Raw genomic sequence first — 17,867 nt, 5'->3', positions numbered from 1 at the left:
CCCGACAGGCACCACCCCGTCAGCCCCCGTCAGCCCCCCTCCCGCACCCCGAACACCGCCCGCCCCGTGCCCAGGAGCAGCTCCGCATACCTCTCCGGCGTCATGCCGCCGTCCGTCGCGATGGTCATGTCGCAGCCGTCGACCACCGCCATCACCGCGCCGACCACCGCCTCCTGGGACATGGCGGGAGCGAACGCGCCGGTCGCCACGCCCTCGGTGAGGATGCCGGAGACCAGGGCTCGCCACTCGTCGTGGACCCGCCGTATCCCGTCCCGCAGCTCCTCATGGCGGGCCGCGCTCGCGCAGAACTCGGTCCAGGTCGTGCAGCGCCGTATCAGGTCCGGGTCGCCGGTCAGCTCCCGTACGAGCAGCTCGAACCGGCGCCACGGGTCCGGCTCGCCGACGGCCGTGCACCGCCACCGGCCGATCAGCTCGCTTATCGACCACTCGAAGGCGTGCCGGAAGAGGGCGTCACGGGTCTCGAAGTGATGCTGTATCGAACCTATGGAGACCTGCGCGGAGTTGGCCACGTCGCGCAGCCGCGCGGCGTCGAAGCCGTGCTCCGCGAGGGCGAGGGCCGCGGCGCGCAGTATCCGCTCGCGCTGGACGTCCGCTCCGGCCGGCACCGCTCCCGTCCGCTCCGGCACCCCACGCTCGGCCACCATGCCGCCCACCCCTTCACCGTTTTCCGTCCAGCCTCTTGCCTTCCAATAATACCCAATTATTGTGACCGCGAACACATTTTTGGCACGCCTGAACAACGGACGTGCGTCCGGCCGAAGTTCTCAAGAGACGGGCGGCAGAGCATGGACAACCTGCGCAAGTCCCTCACCTGGCGCGATGGATTCGCGATCGCCCTGGTCATCCCCAACGGCCTGTTGCTGACAGTCGGTTACGGCATCGGCGCGATCGGCGCCTGGACCGCGATCGCGCTCTGGGTCGGCGGCGCGCTGATCGGCCTGCTGCAGAACATGCTGTTCGCCGAGACCGCCGCGATGTTCCCCGGCAAGTCCGGCGGCGTCAGCCGGTACGCCTCCGAGGGCTGGAAGCGGTACTTCGCGCCGCTCGGCGCCGTCGCCGCGTACGGCTACTGGATCGGCTGGTCGTTCAGCATCGCGGTGAACGCGGCCGCGATCGGCGCGCTCGTCACCGCGCACTGGTTCCCCGGCACGCCCGAAGTGCCCCTCCTCCCCGGCCACTCGGTCGGCCTGGCCGAACTGATCGGCGTCGCCGCCGTCTTCGCCGCCTGGGCCTGCAACTACTTCGGCGCGCGGCTCACCGCCCGCGCCTCGAAGATCACCAGCGGCATCGTGCTGTGCGGCCTCGTCGTGGTCGTCGCGGCGCCCTTCATGAGCGGCCACACCTGGCACGCGGCCAACCTCACCTGGTACCACGGCGGCAGCTGGACGACGCTGATCGTGTGGTTCTACGTCACCGCATGGACCACGTACGGCACCGAGATCTGCGCCTCGTTCGCGCCCGAGTACAAGGACACGGTCCGCGACACCGCCAAGGCGCTGCGCGCCACCTCGCTCCTCTCCCTCGTCCTCTTCTTCATCGTGCCGCTCGCCATGGTCGGGTCGGTCGGTGAGGACGCCATCCGGAAGGACCCGGTCGGCGCGTTCGCCATCGCCTTCGAGCAGGCGCTCGGCGGCTTCTCCTCGCTCGGGGTCCTCATCCTCGTCTCCTCGATGTTCCTCGGGATGGTCTCCACCACGGCGGACGGCGGCCGGGCGCTGTACGGACTGGCCCGCGAGCGGATGACCGTCCGGCAGCTCGACCATCTGAACCGGTGGGGCGTACCGGGCCGCGCGCTCACCCTCGACGCCGTACTGAACAGCGCGATCCTGCTGCTCCTCGGGGAGCCGCTGAGCATCCTGATCGCCAGCAACTTCGGCTACCTGGTGGCGATCGTGCTGGCCGTCTCCGCCTTCCTGCTGCTGCGCAAGGACCGCCCGGACTGGCCGCGCCCGATCCGCCGCGGCCGTATCTGGATACCGATCGCCTGGGCGGTGCTGGTCATCGACGTCGTGGTGGTCGCGGTAGGCGTCACGCATCCCTCACTGGCCGCGCACGGCGGCCCGAAGGACACCCTCATCGCGGTCGGCATCCTGCTGCTGTCCGTCGTGCTGTACGCGTACCGCCGTGTCGTCCAGGACAAGGAACGCATCGCCTGGCGCATCGAGACGCCGGCCCTCCCGGAGCCCGAGCCGCCCCAGGAGTACGTCACCCGGCGGCCACCCCGGTAAGCGCTCCTGTAGGCGCTGCTGTCAGCGCCCCTGTAGGCGCTTCTCCGGGCGAGTTGGGCAGTTCGTCCACAAGATCATTATGATCCGGCGATGATCATAAGATGGCGACTGGCGGCCGCGGTGTGCGGCCTGCTGGTCACTTTGACGGGCGGCATCGCACCGGCGACCGCCTCGGCCGATGGACCGGCCACCGCAGGAACCTCCGCGGAAACGTCCAAGGACGCCCCCAAGGTCGACCTCGTACTCGACGTCAGCGGCTCGATGCGGGCCCGCGACATCGACGGGCAGTCCCGGATGTCCGCGGCGAAGCAGGCGTTCAACGAGGTGCTGGACGCGGTGCCCCAAGAGGTGCGGCTCGGCATCCGTACGCTCGGTGCCGAGTACCGCGGTGACGACCGCAAGGTGGGCTGCAAGGACACCCGCGCGCTGTACCCGGTCGGCCCGGTGGACCGCACCGAGGCCAAGACCGCCGTCGCGACCCTGACACCGACCGGCTGGACCCCGATCGGCCCGGCCCTGCTGAAGGCGGCGGACGACCTGGAGGGCGGCGACGGGGCCCGCCGCATCGTGCTGATCAGCGACGGCGAGGACACCTGTCAGCCGCTCGACCCGTGCGAGGTGGCGCGCGAGATCGCCGCCAAGGGCATCCACGTCACCGTCGACACGCTCGGCCTGGTGCCGGATGCCAAGACGCGTACCCAGCTGAGCTGCATCGCGGAGGCCACCGGCGGTACGTACACCTCGGTGCAGCACAAGGACGAGCTGTCCGGCCGGGTCAAGCAGTTGGTGCACCGGACGGTCGAACCGGCCGTCACGCCGGTACCGGCGAAGGGCACGGACAGCTGCGAGCGCGCGCCGCAGCTCAAGCCCGGGCTCTACACCGACCGGGAGACCTTCGGTGAGCACCGCTTCTACCGGGTGGACGTACGGCCCGGCCAGGAGCTGCGCGCCTCGGTGAGCATCGCCGCGGACCGTGCCGTCAACGATGACTACGGTGTGCAGCTGCGCGCTTCTACGTTGCGCGGCCGGGAGATCGTGCGCGGCGAGGCCACGGGTGACGGCCGTACGGATGTCCTGTCGACCGGTCTGCGCTATCCGAAGGCCGACGACGGCGGGGTGGCGGAGGACGCGGACGGCGAGCCGGTCCCGGAGACCGTCTGTCTGCGCGTCAGCAACGCCTTCTCCGCGCCTGCTTCGGTGAAGACCGAGCCGGGGCTGCCTGTCGAGCTGTCCGTCGCTGTGGTGGACGGGCCGGACGCGGGGGCCGACGCTGCGTTTCTGGGGCTCGGCCACGGCTGGTGGTTCCTCATTGCACTCACCCTGATCGGCCTGCTCGCCGGGGTGTTGTGGGGCTGGATCTCGCGCTGGCGCGTCACTGTCTGGAGGACCCACTGATGGCTGTCGCAACTTCCGCGCGGCGTTGTTTGTCGGCCGCTCTGCTCGCCGGCGCGGCGCTCTTCGGGACAGCCGCGGCCGCTCCCGCAGCGTCCGCTGAGACTCCCACCCCGACCGCCGACGCCCCCGCGCCCACCGAAGCCGGTACCTCCTTCCGTACCGCCACGGTGATCCGGCCGGGGCAGCAGGCCACCGCCCAGGCGTCCACCGGTGACTACCTCTACTGGCAGTTCCCGGCCGACGCGGGCCAGGGCGCCACGGTGGACGCGACCGTCGAACTGCCTGGCGCCGACGCGCGGCACGGCGAGTCGACCTGGCAGTTGGATGTGTACGACGGTCTGCGTCGACGGCAGGCGTGCCGGTACGGCATGCAGACGAGGACCGCTGCTGCCGACGCCGACACGGTCGAGCTGTCCTGCACCCTGCGGACGGTCCGTGCCGACGCCGAGCCCTGGTCGAACGACCCGCTGCCCGGCGCGTACTACGTCCGCCTCACCACCCTGCACACCGCCTCCGCCGACGCCGGCCTGCCGGTCGAGGCCGCGGTGACCGCCACGACCACGGACGCGGGCAGTGCCCAGGACGTGGACGGTTCGCCGGCCGCGCCCCTGGTCCAGGGGTCGGCCGCGCGGCCCGAACCGGACGGCGGCTGGTCCTCGGGCTGGTGGTCGGCTCGCTGGCTGTGGACCGCGGCCGGCGCGGTGCTCGCTGCGCTCGCCGGGATCGCGGGTTACCGCGCCACCGCAGGGCGCGGGCGGCCTCCCCACGTGCCCCCGTCCGTCTGAGCAACCCACCTCGTCCGACCCCTTGTCGATACGCGAATGTATCCCATACATTCGCGTATCGAACGGCGCACGAGGGAAGCGGGGCCGGTCATGACAGCTTCGGACACGGCGGCGCCCAAGCGCGTCACCCGGCGCCGGGCGCAGACCCGGCAGCGGCTGCTCGACGCCGCGCTGGAGGTCTTCGCCGAGGAGGGGTTCGGGCGGTCCACGGTGGACCAGGTGTGTGAGCGGGCCGGGTACACCCGGGGCGCTTTCTACTCCAACTTCACCTCGCTCGACGAGCTGTTCCTCGCGATGTGGGAACAGCGGTCCGGGGCGATGCTGGACGATCTGCGGGAAGCGCTGCAGCGGCTCGGCACGCTGGAGTCGGTCTCGCCGGACGAGGCGCTGCGGGCCGTGCTGGACGCCGTACCGATCGATGACGCGTGGTACCGCGTCACGGCGGAGTTCACGGCGCACGCGCTGCGCAATCCTTCTCTGCGCCGGGTGATGGCCGCCCGCGAGGAGGCCATTCACGACACGCTGCTGCCGCTCGTCGAGGCCGCGCTCGTCCGCGCGGGCCGGCGGGTCACCGACCGTACCGGGCTGGGCCACGCGCTGGTCGCCGTGCACGACGGCACCGCCGTGCAGTGCCTGCTGGAGCCGGACGACGAGGCCGTGCGGCAGCGGCGCGAAGAACTGTTCCGGCACGTGGTCAACGCCTATAGCTCCGCCTACAGCACCGCCTACAGCACCCAGAGCGAAGGGGCTCTCGATGAGTGAGCGCGAACAGGCCGATGTGATCGTCGTGGGGGCCGGGCTGGCCGGGCTCGTCGCGACGTACGAGCTGGTCAGGGCCGGGCGCAAGGTGCTGCTCGTGGACCAGGAGAGCGCGGCGAACCTGGGCGGTCAGGCATTCTGGTCGCTCGGCGGGCTGTTCCTCGTGAACAGCCCCGAGCAGCGCCGGATGGGCATCAAGGACTCCTACGAGCTGGCCCTGAAGGACTGGCTGGGCTCGGCCGGCTTCGACCGCGAGCGGGAGGACCACTGGCCGCGCCAGTGGGCGCAGGCGTACGTGCAGTTCGCCGCCGGGGAGAAACGCGCCTACCTGCACGAGCTGGGGCTGCGGCTGATGCCGAACGTCGGGTGGGCCGAGCGGGGTTCCGGGCTCGCCTCCGGGCACGGCAATTCGGTGCCGCGCTTCCATCTGACGTGGGGCACGGGGCCGGAGGTCGTACGGGTCTTCCGCGATCCGGTGCTGGCCGCCGAGCACCGCGGGCTGGTCACGTTCAAGCACCGGCATCAGGTCGACGAGCTGATCGTGGAGAACGGCGCGGCGGTCGGTGTCCGGGGCACGGTGCTGGAGCCGTCCGACGCGGCAAGGGGCGTGCAGTCCTCCCGTACATCCGCCGGTTCCTTCGAACTCCGCGCCCAGGCCGTGGTCGTCACCTCGGGCGGCATCGGCGGCAACCCGGACCTGGTGCGCAAGAACTGGCCGGTGGACCGGCTGGGCCCGGCGCCGGAGCGGATGATCTGCGGGGTGCCCGCGCACGTCGACGGGCGGATGCTGGAGATCACCGAGAGCGCGGGCGGCAACATCGTCAACCGCGACCGCATGTGGCACTACGTCGAGGGCATCAAGAACTGGGACCCGGTCTGGCCCGACCACGCCATCCGCATCATCCCCGGCCCGTCCTCGCTCTGGCTGGACGCCACGGGCAAGCGGCTGCCGCCCCCGTACTTCCCCGGCTTCGACACGCTCGGCACACTCCGGCACATCCGGGCCGGCGGCCACGAGCACAGCTGGTTCATCCTCACGCAGTCGATCATCGAGAAGGAGTTCGCGCTCTCCGGCTCCGAGCAGAACCCGGACTTCACCGGCAAGGACCTCAAGATGACGCTCGGCCGGACGAAGAAGGGCCCGACCGGTCCGGTGGCCGCGTTCATGGAGCACGGCGCGGACTTCGTGGTCCGCGACAATCTGCGCGACCTGGTGACCGGGATGAACGCGCTGGGCAGCGGCCCCGAGCTGGACTACGACCAGGTACGGCGCGAGGTCGTGGCCCGCGACCGGGAGGTGGGCTCGGCGTACTCCAAGGACATGCAGCTGATGGCGGTGCGCAACGCGCGTGCCTACCTGGCGGACAAGATCGTACGGGTGGCCAAGCCGCACCGGCTGCTGGACCCGGCACACGGCCCGCTGATCGCCGTACGGCTGAACCTGCTCACCCGTAAGACGCTCGGCGGCCTGGAAACCACGCTGGACTCGCAGGTCGTACGGCCGGACGGCACGCCGTTCGAGGGGCTGTACGCGGCGGGCGAGGTGGCCGGCTTTGGAGGGGGCGGGGTGCACGGATACAACGCGCTGGAGGGCACGTTCCTCGGCGGCTGCATCTTCTCCGGCCGCGCGGCGGGGCGGGCGTTGGCTGGGGGGCTGGCATGACGGGCAGCACGGGGAACGCCCCGGCGAATCTTTCAGAGAGGCGTACGGCGCTGGTCACCGGCGCCTCCTCGGGCATCGGCCGGGCCGTCTGCCGGGCCCTTCTGGACCGCGATTACCACGTGATCGCCACCAGCCGCGCGCCCGAGAAGATCCCCGAGGCCGAGCGCCTGCCGGGCGCCGACTACCTCCCCCTCGACCTCACCGACCCGGCGAGCATCGAGGCGTGCGCGGCGGCGGCCGGCCCGGTCGACGTCCTGGTCAACAACGCGGGCGAGAGCCAGCTCGCCGCCCTCGAAGAGCTGCCGATGGACGCGCTGGAGCGGCTGTTCCAGCTCAATGTCTTCGGTGCGGTGCGGCTGACCCAACTGCTGCTGCCGGGGATGCGGGAGCGCCGCGGCGGCCGGGTCGTCATGGTCGGCTCCATGCTGGCCAGCTTCCCGCTGGCCTTCCGCTCCTCGTACGTGGCCTCGAAGGCGGCCGTCAAGGCGTTCGCGACGGCGGCCCGCCGCGAACTCTCCCCGTACGGCGTGTGGTTGACCACCGTGGAGCCCGGCTCCATCAACACGGGCATCAGCGAGCGCCGCACCCGCTACCTCGCCGACGGCTCCCCGTACACCGACGCGTTCCGTACGGTCTCCGCGCACCTGGACCGCAACGAAGCGACGGGCATCAGCGCCGCGACCGTGGCGGCGACCGTCCTCAAGGCCGTCGAGGCCCCCACCCCGAAGCCCCTGTACGCCGTCGGCAGCCGGGCTCCACTCGTCTTCACCCTCCGCCGCCTGATCTCCCGCCGGCTCTCCGAGTCCCTGGTGTCACGGGCGCACGGCCTCAAGTGAGGAACGCGGTCAGCGCGGCCAGCATCTCCTCGGGGGCTTCTTCGGCGGGGTAGTGGCCGCAGCCGGGGATGACCACGCTCTGTACGTCGTCCGCGGCGAGCCGCATCGTTGCGCCGACCGACTCCCCCAGGTTCTCCGCGCCCGCGATCGTCAGGACGGGGAGGGTCAGGCGGCGCTTCTTGCGGTGCTCGTTCTGCGCGATGGTGGCGTCGAGCGCGCGGTAGAACTCGAAGCTCGCCCGGCGGGCTTCCGGGTCGGTGGCGAGAGTGTCGACGTAGTACTGGACGGCGTGGTCGGGCAGTGGCTTCGCGGCCTTCGTGGCGAATTGATGGCCGAAGTAGAGGTGCTCGCGGCCGCTGATCAATTGCTCGTTGAGGCCGTCGAGGCGGTTGAAGGCGAAGTGCCAGAGGCGGTCGTTGGCTTCCCGGCTCCCGAAGAGGGGCGGTGACGGGGACAGCCCGGGGACGGCGGCCTCGGCGAGCGCCAGGCGGTCGAGGCGGTCCGGGTGGTCGGCGGCCAGGGCGTAGCCGGTCCACATCCCGACGTCGTGGCCGACCATGGCGAACCGTTCGTGTCCGAGCGCGGTCATGAGTGCCGCCATGTCGGCCGCGAGGGTGCCGGTGTCATATCCGTCCAGCGGCTTGTCGGAGAGCCCGACACCGCGCGGATCGACCGCGACGACCCGGAACTTCTCGGCGAGCGCGGGCATCAGGAGGCGCCAGGCGTACCAGGTCTGGGGCCAGCCGGCCAGGAGGAGCAGCGGTGGGCCCTCACCGCCGGTGACGGCGTGCAGGCGCAGCTCACCGGTGTCGACGTACTGGCTGGTGAAGGTGTCGGTGAAGCCGGGCGGGAGGTGCGGCGGCATGCCGTCGATCATCGGGTGACCTTTCGAGCGCGAGGAGCATCGGGCGCTACGCTAGCCATGTTGGAACGATCGGTCAAAGATGATGGTTCGTAGGTAAGGTCCGTGGGGAAATACGGAAACCTGGAGGTGCGCGGCATGGCCGGCCGGAAGCAGTTCGATGTCGATGCGGCCCTGGATCAGGCAATGCGGGTCTTCTGGCAGCGCGGATACGCGGATGCCTCGCTCGACGCCCTCGCTTCGGCCACCGGTCTCGGCCGCGGCTCCCTCTACGGGGCCTTCGGCAACAAGGACGCCCTGTTCCGGCAGTGCCTCGACCGCTACTCCTCGCTCTACGGCGCGCGGTACGAGCAAGCACTCGCCGCTCATCCCGGTGAGCCGGTGCGTGCGGTGGAGGCATTTTTCGATGTCGTACTGGAGCGCATCGCCGATCCGTCGGTCCCCGCCGGATGCCTCATCGCCCAGTCCGCCGCGCAGTCGGAGACGATGCAGGAGGAGAACAGCACGAAGGTGCGCGGTCTGCTCGACGCCCAGCGCGAGCGGGTGCGGGCGGCGCTGGCCGGGTCGGCGGCCGACGACCGGGCGCTCGACGAGGCCGCCTTGTTCGTCGTCGCCGTCACCCAGTCGCTGGCCGTACTGAGTCGGGCCGGCGCGCCGGACTCGGAGCTGCGCTCCGTGGCCCGGCTCGCGTGCGGGACGGTGGCGGACACCCTCGCCCGATGACCGGCGCCGGCCGCGTCAGAGCGCCGTCTCGGGGGCCGTTTCGGATGCCGTCTCGGGTGCTGTCTTGGGTTCCGTCTCGCGTGCCGGCTGCCGGTGGAGGATCAGGCAGACCGCGCTGAGGGCCGCCATCGCGGCGAAGGCGAGGGCGACCGGGGTCCAGGAGTTGCCCGTCGTGGTGAAGAGCCAGGTCGCGGCGGACGGGGCCGCGCTGCCGATCAGGCCCGCGAGCTGGAAGCTCATCGAGAGGCCGGTGTAGCGGACGCGGGGTGCGAACCAGCCGGACAGCAGGGTGCCGATCGATGCGTACGCGATCGTGCTGGCGAGCATCGGGAGGCACATCGCCGCCCACAAGCCGCCCAGCGAACGGGTGTCGGCGAGCCAGAACATCGGGAAGGCGACGACGAGGTGCAGGAGGATGCCGACCAGGGTCAGTCTGCGCATCCCGAAGCGGTCGGCGGCGAGCGCGGCCAGCGGGGTGCAGACGATGACGACGACGGAGGCCGCGGTGCCGGCGCCCGCGGCTTCGGACTCGGAGAAGCCGAGCTGCCCGACCGCGTACGTCGACATGAAGGTGACGATCACGTAGTACCCGCCGACCGTGATCAGGAAGGCGCCGGTCGCCAGCAGCCAGGTGCGCCAGGCGTCGCGGACCACGCCGACGACCGGGGCCGCCTGCTTCGCCTCGCTCTTCTCCGCCGCGCGCGCCGCTTCGAACTCGGGTGACTCCTCGATCGAGGAGCGGATGACGAGGCCGAGCAGGACGAGGACGGCGGAGAGCAGGAAGGGGATGCGCCAGGCCCAGTCCACCAGGGCGTCGTGCCCGAGGAGAGCGATCAGCGAGAAGACTCCGGTGGAGAGGAAGTAGCCGACGCCGTCGCCGACTTGGGGGAAGGAGCCGAAGAAGGCGCGGCGGCGGGGCGGGGCGTGTTCGACGGCGAAGAGCACCGCGCCGCCCCATTCGCCGCCGACGGCGAGCGACTGCGTCATCCGTATCAGGACGAGGAGGACCGGCGCCGCGACGCCGAGCGTGGCGTAACCGGGCAGCAGGCCGATGGCGACGGTGGCCACGCCCATGAGCAGCATCGACCAGATCAGCGCCTTCTTGCGGCCGTACCGGTCACCGATGTGCCCGAAGATGATCGCGCCGAGCGGGCGGCCGAGCGAGCCGACGAAGAGGGTGGTGAACGAGAGCAGGGTGCCGAGCGCCGGGCCCGCCTCGGGGAAGAAGAGATCGGGAAAGACCAGCGCGGACGCGGTCGCGTAGATGCCGAAGTCGTACCATTCCACGCTGGTACCGATCAGCGAGGCGCCGGCGACCTTCCAGGGGTTGGCGCGGCGGGGCGGGGCGTCTGTGCTCGTCATTCCGTGCTCCTCCTGAAAGGGGGTCCGGCCACACCTGAGTGAGAATGGGTCCAGAGAGACCCGAATGAAGGTTCAGTGGACGGTAAGGTCGCCCCAGAGGGCTGTCAATAGGGTCCGAGGGAAGCACTTCACTCACGGGAGTCACGGATGAGCGGGACGGACGCGGAGCGGGACAGCGGGCGGCGGTCCGCCTCGCGCGACGTCGTCGCCGAGGCGCTGCGCAAGCGCATCGCGCTCGGCGGCTTCGAGCCCGGCGACCGGCTGCCCAGCGAGCGCGAGCTGGCGGCCGCGTTCGGCGCCGGGCGCAACACCGTTCGGCAGGCGCTGCGCCTGCTGGCCGACGAGGGCCTGGTGGTGACCACACTCGGGCGCAGCGGCGGCACACGGGTGGCCTCGGCCGCCCCCGTGGGCACCGCCGGTACCGGAGCGCAGGCCGCGGTGGCCGCCGAGATCCGGGCCACGCTGCGCGACTACATGGAGTACCGGCAGGCCATCGAGCCGCTCGCGGCCCGGCTGGCCGCCGAGCGCGGCTCCACCGGCGCCCGCCGGGACCTGGTGAAGCTGCTGGACGCGGAGGTCGGCGAGCTGCCCGACATCGGCGCGTACCACCGCGTGGACAGCCGCTTCCACCTCGCCGTCGCCGCGGCCGGCGGCAATGAGGTGCTGCACGAGGCGGTGGCCAGGGCCCGCTCGGAGATGTTCGCGGGCGGCAACGCGCTGTGGCTGCGCGCGGACTGGCATGTGGTGTACGGCGCGGCGGCGGAGCTGGGCTGCGTCTTCCGTGACGAGCACGAGGCGATCGCGCTGGCCGTGCTCGCCGGGGACGGCGCGGCGGCGGAGCGCCGCATGCGGGAGCACCTGCAGGACTCGTACCGGCAGTTCCTGACCCTGCTGGACCACTTCGAAGGGCGGTCCGGCTGAGGGTCGGAGACGGCTTCGGGCGGTCCGGCTGAGGGGTCTGGTACGGCTTCGGGCGCGGCTTGACCTTGCCCGGGGAGCGCCTTACTCTCCGAATTGGATCCGATCGGATCCAATGAGAAACCCTCAGGAGGTACCGGCCCATGCACACCCACGACGAGGAACTCACCCGTCAGGTCATGGATCACCTCCGCCACCGCATCGCCCTGCCCGAGCCCCCGCTCGGCCGCCCCGGCGATCACGCCGAGCTCGGCGTCGCCCTCAAGGGGGCGATAGGCGCGGGTCCGCGGCCGGCCGCCGAGGTGCTGCGTACGTACGCCGAGGACATCGAGCCGACCGTCATCTCCTGCGACCACCCCGCCTTCCTCGCCTTCATCCCCGGCGCGCCCACCAAGGCCGCGGCCCTCTTCGACATGGTCGTCTCGGGGGCTTCCCTGCACGGTGTCTCCTGGCTGGAGGCATCCGGCGCGATCGCCGCCGAGAACCAGGTGCTGCGCCTGTTCGCGGAGCTCGCGGGACTCCCCGAGGGCGCCGGCGGCTGCTTCGTCAGCGGCGGCTCGGCCGGCAATCTCTCCGCGCTCGTCGTCGCCCGCGACACCGGCCGGCGCCGGCTCGGGCTCACCGGGCACGCCCCCGTCCGCATCGCCGTCAGCGACCAGGTGCACTCCTCCGTCGGCAACACCCTGCGCATCCTCGGCATCGACGCCCTCGTCGTCCCGACCGAGGACCACCGGCTCACCGGCGAAGCCGTCCGCACCGCCCTGGCGGCCGCCGAGCACGACGGCGGGGCGCCCGTCGTCGCCGTCGTCGCCACCGCGGGCACCACCAACGCCGGGATACTCGACGACCTCGCGGGCGTCGCCACGCAGGCGCGCGCCCACGACCTGTGGTTCCACGTCGACGCGGCCTACGGGGGCGGCGGCCTCTTCGTCCCCGAACTCCGCGCGCGAATGGCCGGTATCGAGCACGCCGACTCGCTCGTCGTCGACCCGCACAAGTGGATGTTCGCGCCCTTCGACTGCGGCGCGCTGCTCTACCGCGACCCGCGCCTCGCCAAGGCCGTCCACACCCAGGACGCCTCCTACCTCGACGCGATCCACGGGGACGGCGCGGGCGCCGACGACCTGGAGTGGAACCCGAGCGACTACGCGTACCACCTCACCCGGCGCCCGCGCGGCCTGCCCCTGTGGTTCTCGCTCGCCGTGCACGGCACGGACGCGTACCGGGACGCGGTCGCGCGCGGCGTCCGGCTCGCCCAGTACACCGCCCGCCTCGCCGAGCGCACCGACGGCCTCGAACTCCTCCGCGAACCCGAGCTGTCCGTCGTCCTGATCCGCCGCACCGGCTGGCAGCCGCGTGACTACTACGCCTGGTCCAAGCGGCTGCTCGCCGCCGGCACGGCCTTCGTCACGCCGACCGTCTGGGAAGGCGAGACCGTCGTACGCCTCGCCTTCCTGCACCCCGGCCTCACCGAGGAGACCGTCGAAGGCATCCTCGACTCACTGCTCACCGACGACGCTGCCCACTGACTCAGCGCGTGCGCGGCCGGTAACCCAGGCTGACCGACAGGTCGTTCGCGCCCTTGGTGGCCAGTTCGGCGAGTTCGGTCTCGCCGGCGTCGGTCCAGCGGATCATCGGGACGGAGACGGAGAGGGCGGCGACGACGCGGCCCGAGCTGTCGCGGACCGGGGCCGCGACGCAGGAGACGTCCGGGTTGGATTCGCGGTGCTCGGTGGCGGTGCCGCGCTCCCGGATGGCGGCGAGTTCGGTACGGAGCGCGTCCGGGTCGGTGATGCTGCCGGGGGTCAGGGCGACCAGTTCGCGGCCCTCGATGCGGGCTGCCAGCTCCGCTTCCGGGAGCGTCGCGAGCAGCATCTTGCCGACGGCCGTGCAGTGGGCGGGCAGCCGGCGGCCGGCCGCCGAGACCATGCGGACGGCGTGCGTGGAGTCGACCTTGGCGATGTAGATGACGTCGGTGTCCTCCAGGATCGCCACGTGCACCGTCTCGTCGCAGGTGGCGGCCACCTCGCGGGCCACCCGCTGGCCCTCGGCGGCCAGGTCGAGCTGTTCGGCGTACCGGCTGCCGAGCTGGTACGCGCGGACGCCGAGGCGGTAGCGGCCCGGCTGGTCGGGGACGGGGACCAGATAGGAGCGGGCCGCCAGGGTGGTGAGCAGTTCGTGCACGGTGGTGCGCGGCAGTTGCAGCTTGCGCACCACGTCGGGGGCCGACTGCGGGCCGTCCGCCTCCAGGAACAGTTCGAGTATGTCCAGTGCCCGGGTCACCGCTGGGACCAGTCGCCCCATGCCGTTCACCCACCCTCCGCCGCCGTCGCCAGGTGTTCGTCATTCCGGTCGGTGGTCGGAATGACGAACACAGGGTAGGGGGATGAGGGTTCGACTGTCGACGGCCGGGACATACCGGCCGCCGACCGCCGCCTGCCGACTGCCGGCCGTCGACCGCAGACCGTCGACCGCCGGTCTCACCGCGCTTCCAGCGCCTCCAGGCCCGCCGGGAGCGCCTCGGTGTGCAGCACGCCCATGCGCTGCGTGGCCCGGGTGAGGGCGACGTAGAGGTCGCTGACGCCGAACTCGGCCGGTTCCGCCACGAGTACCGTGTCGAACTCCAGGCCCTTGGCCTGCCGCGGGTCCAGGAGGACGACCGGGCTGGTCAGGTCGGGGGCCGGGCCGGCGGACGCGGCGGGGAGGGCGGCCAGCAGGGCTTCGTGGTGGTGCTTCTGGGCGATGACCGCGAGGCGGCCCTCGGCGTCGGCCTCCTCGGCGACCGCGTCGGCGACCGCGCGCGGCAGGTCGTCGGTGCGGTGGGCCCAGGGCGGTACGCCGGTGGAGCGGACCGAGCGCGGCGGCTCGAAGGCCGCGGCCGTCGGAGTACCGGCGTACGCGGCCCGGATCACCCCTGCCGCGGCCTCCATGATCTCGGCGGGGGTGCGGTAGTTGACGCCGAGGCGTACGTGCTCCCAGCGGTCGCCGACGTACGGCTCGAGGATCGACTCCCACGTGCCGCAGCTACCGGGCTCGGCGGTCTGCGCCGGGTCGCCGACCAGCGTCATCGAGCGGGTCGGGCAGCGGCGCATCAGCAGCCGCCACATCATCGCGGACAGCTCCTGCGCCTCGTCCACGATGATGTGGCCGAAGGCCCAGGTGCGGTCGGCGGCGGCGCGCTCGGCGGCGGTGCGGTGGTCGGCCTCCTCGTGCCGGTCGGCGAGGCGTTCGGCGTCGACCAGGTCGTGCGCGGCCAGCACCTCCGAGTCCTCGTCGTCCTTGTCCTCGAACTCCTGGGTGCGGGAGCCGTACGAGAGGTCCAGCACGCCCTGCGCGTACGCGATGCGCTCCTGGCGCTCGGCCTCGGCGGCGGCCTGCGCGGCGGAGTCGTCCTCGCCGAGCAGCTCGGCCGCCTCGTCCAGGAGCGGGATGTCGGCCGCGGTCCACTCGCCGCCCTCGCGGCGGATCGCGGCCGCGTCGGCCTCCGGGAGGTGCACGGGGTCGGCGAGGAAGTCGGCGACCAGCTCCTGCGGGGTGAGGACGGGCCACAGTTCACCGATGGCGCGGTGCACTTCACCGCTGGCCGCGATGGCCTTGCCGAGCTGGGCGATGTCGTCGGGGCCGAGGAAGTTGGGGCCGCCGTACGGGTCGGCGCCGAGCCGGTCGGCGAGCTGGGCGGTGAGCGCGTCGATGATGCGGAAGGCGAAGTGCGGGCGGGCGAGGTTGTGCGGCAGCTTCGTCTCGCGCGCCTGGTGCCGGGCCTCCAGGACGATGTCCGCGTCCAGCAGCAGGTCGCCGTCCTCGTGCGGGATGACGGTGACCGGATCGGGCAGGGTCTGCCGGTCCCGTACGAACGTGGCGAGCGCGTCGGCCATCGCGGCGCCGCCCTTGACCGCGGCGGCCTCGGGCGTGTCCGTGCCGGTCGCGGTGATGCCCGGGAAGAGCTCGCCGGGCGAGGCAAGCAGCACACCGGTCTCGCCGAGCGCGGGCAGCACCTCGCCGATGTAGCCGAGGAACGCCGGGTTGGGGCCGACGATCAGTACGGCGCGGCGGGCGAGCAGTTCGCGGTGCGCGTACAGCAGGTACGCGGCGCGGTGCAGGGCGACGACGGTCTTGCCGGTGCCGGGGCCGCCCTCGACGACCATGACGCCGCGGTGCGGGGCGCGGATGATGCGGTCCTGCTCGGCCTGGATGGTCTGCACGATGTCGTGCATCCGGCCGGTGCGGGCCGCGTCCAGCGCGGCGAGCAGCACGGTGTCGGCGTCGGTGCCCTCGTGGCCGGTGCGCACCGTGTCGGCGAGATCCATGATCTCGTCGTGCAGTGCGGTGACGCGGCGGCCCTCGGTGGAGATGTGGCGCCGGCGGCGCAGGCCCATCGGGGTGTGGCCGGTGGCGAGGTAGAAGGGGCGGGCGACGTCGGCGCGCCAGTCGATGACCAGGGGCGTGCACTCGGCGTCGTCGCGCCGGATGCCGATGCGCCCGATGTGGTGGTCGGCGCCGTCGCGGAAGGAGAGCCGGCCGAAGCACAGACCGTGCTCGCCCGCGTCGAAGGCGGCGAGCAGCCCGGCCTGCTCGGCGACGGTCACGTCCCGCTCCAGCCGCGCCTGCAGCGTGCCGGTGTCGGCCGCCGCCAGGGCGCCCTCCACCGCGGCACCCGCCCCGGCGCGCAGCTCACCGAGGCGCTCGTAGAGCATGTCGATGAATTCCTGCTCCCGGCGCATTTCCGCGCGGGAAATCTCCTCGTCGGCGGACCGGTCCGGCCGTACGCCCGATTCTTCGCCCGGCACCTGGATTGACAATTCGGCTCCCGCCTGGTTAAGATGACTCCAGAAAGCTTCGCCATGCCCAGATTCTTTCCACGGCATGGAAACTCCCAATATACGCGGAGCCCGCCCCGGCCGCCAATGCGACCGGGGCTTTGCTGTGTCCGCAGGTCTTTTACTTTCCGCGAGCGCGGCGCAGCCGCAGCGGTGCGTAGACCGCGACCGAGACGGCGAAGGCCACGAAGTACGCCAGGTCCGCGCCGTGCAGCGCCTCGGCGACCGGCCCGACGTAGAGCGTGGTGTCCATGAAGGGCACGGCGGCGGCGAACGCGACGACGAAGGCCAGCGCCGCCGGCCACCACGGCTGCGGGCGGGCGAACTCCTCGTGCACGTCCACCGGCCGGCCGCTCCGCTCCCTGGCGCGGGCGAACCAGTCGATCGCGACGACGCCGATGAAGCCGGGGATCCAGTAGCCGACGAAGAGCAGCACGTTCTGGAAGCGGGCCGTGGTGTCGGCGGCGTGCATCCACAGCACGAGCAGGAAGCCGAGCACGGCGGCCACGGCCGCGGCGAGCGGGCGGGGAATGCGGACGCCCGCCGTCTGGAGCGCCAGCGAACCGCTGTAGTCGTTCATGGCGTTGCTGCACACCGCGGACGCGGCGATGGCCAGCAGCCCGAAGGCGCCCAGCGCCCCGCCGCCGAGCAGCTCGTGCACGCCCGCCGCCGTCTGGTCGGTGAACAGCCCCGCCGCCCACAGGCCGAGCGTCTGCACCCAGAGGTACGCGGCGGCCATGCCGAGCAGGGTGTACCAGAACATCCGCGGCCGGGAGGACGAGCGCGGCAGGTACCGGCTGAAGTCCGAGGCGTAGGGCGCCCAGGAGATGGCGAGGCTCAGCGCGACGGTGGTGGTCAGTACGAAGGCACCGGCCCGGTCGGCGCCGTGTGCGGTGGCGGCCGACGGGAGCGGGACACCGGCGAGCAGCTTGACGCTGAGGGCGAGGAAGGCCGCGCCCAGCACGAAGGTCATCACGGTCTGCAGGCGGTGGATGGCCTCGTACCCGAGGACGCCGACGACGCCCTGGAGGAGCAGCACGGTGAGCGCGCCCAGCCAGAAGGGCCAGCCGAGCAGCCGGGCCAGCGCGTCACCGCCGAACAGTCCGATCAGCGCGTCCCAGGCTATGGAGGAGAGCCACTGCAGGACGCCGGGCAGTACGACGCCGCGGCCGAACGCGAGCCGGGCGAGCGGCAGTTGACCGGTACCGGTGAGGCTCCCCCACGTACCGAGGTAGGCGGACGGCGCGGCGCCGAGCAGCGTGCCGAGCGCCATCGCGGCGAACGCGGTCCAGAAGTCGAGCCCGAGGCCGATGCCGACGGTGCCGGTGAAGACGCCGGTCATGGTCAGGTTGGGCGCGAACCACACGGTGAACAGGCGGCCGGGGCGGCCGTAGCGGTTGCTCTCGGGCACAGGGCCGATGCCGTGCCGTTCGACGGACAGATCGCCGGCGCCTGCGGGCATCCGCCCGTCGAACACGGGACGCTCGATGGTCATGGG

General features: G+C 72.0%; 15 protein-coding genes. 9 read left to right on the top strand and 6 right to left on the bottom strand.

The annotated features are described in order from the left end of the window. Nucleotides 1-29: 29 nt before the first annotated feature. Entirely contained in the window at nt 30-665 is a 636-nt protein-coding gene (locus IF04_RS0132720; protein WP_157847742.1) for a TetR/AcrR family transcriptional regulator, read from the bottom strand. A gap of 141 nt (nt 666-806) precedes the next feature. Here IF04_RS0132720 and IF04_RS0132715 point away from each other — a divergent pair, with 141 nt between their 5' ends. The 6 genes from IF04_RS0132715 (at nt 807) to IF04_RS0132690 (ending at nt 7,687) form a co-directional block, all read left to right on the top strand. Then, nucleotides 807-2,249: an APC family permease gene (locus IF04_RS0132715; RefSeq protein ID WP_051831775.1), complete on the top strand. Its 1,443-nt coding sequence runs from the start codon at nt 807-809 to the stop codon at nt 2,247-2,249. A 90-nt stretch (nt 2,250-2,339) separates the two neighbouring features. Beyond that, complete coding sequence (locus tag IF04_RS0132710; RefSeq protein WP_030266312.1) at nt 2,340-3,644, top strand: VWA domain-containing protein; 1,305 nt, start codon at nt 2,340-2,342, stop codon at nt 3,642-3,644. Continuing rightward, complete coding sequence (locus IF04_RS0132705) at nt 3,644-4,429, top strand: hypothetical protein (RefSeq protein ID WP_030266309.1); 786 nt, start codon at nt 3,644-3,646, stop codon at nt 4,427-4,429. The genes IF04_RS0132710 and IF04_RS0132705 overlap by 1 nt, the downstream gene beginning before the upstream one ends. Before the next feature lie 90 nt (nt 4,430-4,519). Continuing rightward, nucleotides 4,520-5,191 (top strand): TetR/AcrR family transcriptional regulator, encoded by a 672-nt coding sequence (locus IF04_RS0132700; protein WP_030266307.1) that lies wholly within the window; start codon nt 4,520-4,522, stop codon nt 5,189-5,191. Beyond that, entirely contained in the window at nt 5,184-6,851 is a 1,668-nt protein-coding gene (locus tag IF04_RS0132695) for an FAD-binding dehydrogenase (RefSeq protein ID WP_030266304.1), read from the top strand. The genes IF04_RS0132700 and IF04_RS0132695 overlap by 8 nt, the downstream gene beginning before the upstream one ends. Beyond that, nucleotides 6,848-7,687 (top strand): SDR family oxidoreductase, encoded by an 840-nt coding sequence (locus IF04_RS0132690; RefSeq protein ID WP_051831774.1) that lies wholly within the window; start codon nt 6,848-6,850, stop codon nt 7,685-7,687. The genes IF04_RS0132695 and IF04_RS0132690 overlap by 4 nt, the downstream gene beginning before the upstream one ends. Here the strand turns inward: IF04_RS0132690 and IF04_RS0132685 are convergent. Then, complete coding sequence (locus tag IF04_RS0132685; RefSeq protein ID WP_037961549.1) at nt 7,680-8,564, bottom strand: alpha/beta fold hydrolase; 885 nt, start codon at nt 8,562-8,564, stop codon at nt 7,680-7,682. The two genes, IF04_RS0132690 and IF04_RS0132685, sit on opposite strands and share 8 nt — an antisense overlap. Nucleotides 8,565-8,687: 123 nt before the next feature. On the opposite strand from IF04_RS0132685, the gene IF04_RS0132680 reads away from it, so the two are divergent. Then, complete coding sequence (locus tag IF04_RS0132680) at nt 8,688-9,272, top strand: TetR/AcrR family transcriptional regulator (protein WP_030266294.1); 585 nt, start codon at nt 8,688-8,690, stop codon at nt 9,270-9,272. Nucleotides 9,273-9,287: 15 nt separating this feature from the next. Here IF04_RS0132680 and IF04_RS0132675 read toward each other — a convergent pair whose 3' ends face one another. Then, a complete protein-coding gene (locus IF04_RS0132675) occupies nt 9,288-10,634 on the bottom strand; it encodes an MFS transporter (RefSeq protein ID WP_030266290.1) in 1,347 nt (448 codons plus the stop codon). A gap of 147 nt (nt 10,635-10,781) precedes the next feature. Here IF04_RS0132675 and IF04_RS40190 point away from each other — a divergent pair, with 147 nt between their 5' ends. Further along, entirely contained in the window at nt 10,782-11,555 is a 774-nt protein-coding gene (locus IF04_RS40190; protein ID WP_051831773.1) for a FadR/GntR family transcriptional regulator, read from the top strand. Nucleotides 11,556-11,695: 140 nt separating this feature from the next. Beyond that, nucleotides 11,696-13,081, top strand: a complete 1,386-nt coding sequence (locus IF04_RS0132665; protein ID WP_030266283.1) for a pyridoxal phosphate-dependent decarboxylase family protein — start codon at nt 11,696-11,698, stop codon at nt 13,079-13,081. A gap of 1 nt (nt 13,082) precedes the next feature. Here IF04_RS0132665 and IF04_RS0132660 read toward each other — a convergent pair whose 3' ends face one another. The 3 genes from IF04_RS0132660 to IF04_RS0132650 all read right to left on the bottom strand — a co-directional run bounded on the left by IF04_RS0132660 (nt 13,083) and on the right by IF04_RS0132650 (nt 17,864). Continuing rightward, nucleotides 13,083-13,856: an IclR family transcriptional regulator gene (locus IF04_RS0132660; protein WP_030266280.1), complete on the bottom strand. Its 774-nt coding sequence runs from the start codon at nt 13,854-13,856 to the stop codon at nt 13,083-13,085. A gap of 176 nt (nt 13,857-14,032) precedes the next feature. Further along, entirely contained in the window at nt 14,033-16,273 is a 2,241-nt protein-coding gene (locus tag IF04_RS0132655; RefSeq protein ID WP_030266277.1) for a HelD family protein, read from the bottom strand. A gap of 217 nt (nt 16,274-16,490) precedes the next feature. Beyond that, nucleotides 16,491-17,864, bottom strand: coding sequence for a purine-cytosine permease family protein (locus IF04_RS0132650; RefSeq protein ID WP_030266274.1), 1,374 nt, complete (start codon nt 17,862-17,864; stop codon nt 16,491-16,493). Nucleotides 17,865-17,867: the final 3 nt, after the last annotated feature.

It is taken from the genome of Streptomyces violens (genome assembly GCF_000717745.1).
GTDB lineage: Bacteria > Actinomycetota > Actinomycetes > Streptomycetales > Streptomycetaceae > Streptomyces > Streptomyces violens.
The sequence above is the reverse complement of the archived record's forward strand: the minus strand, read 5'-3'. Positions and strand labels throughout refer to the sequence as shown.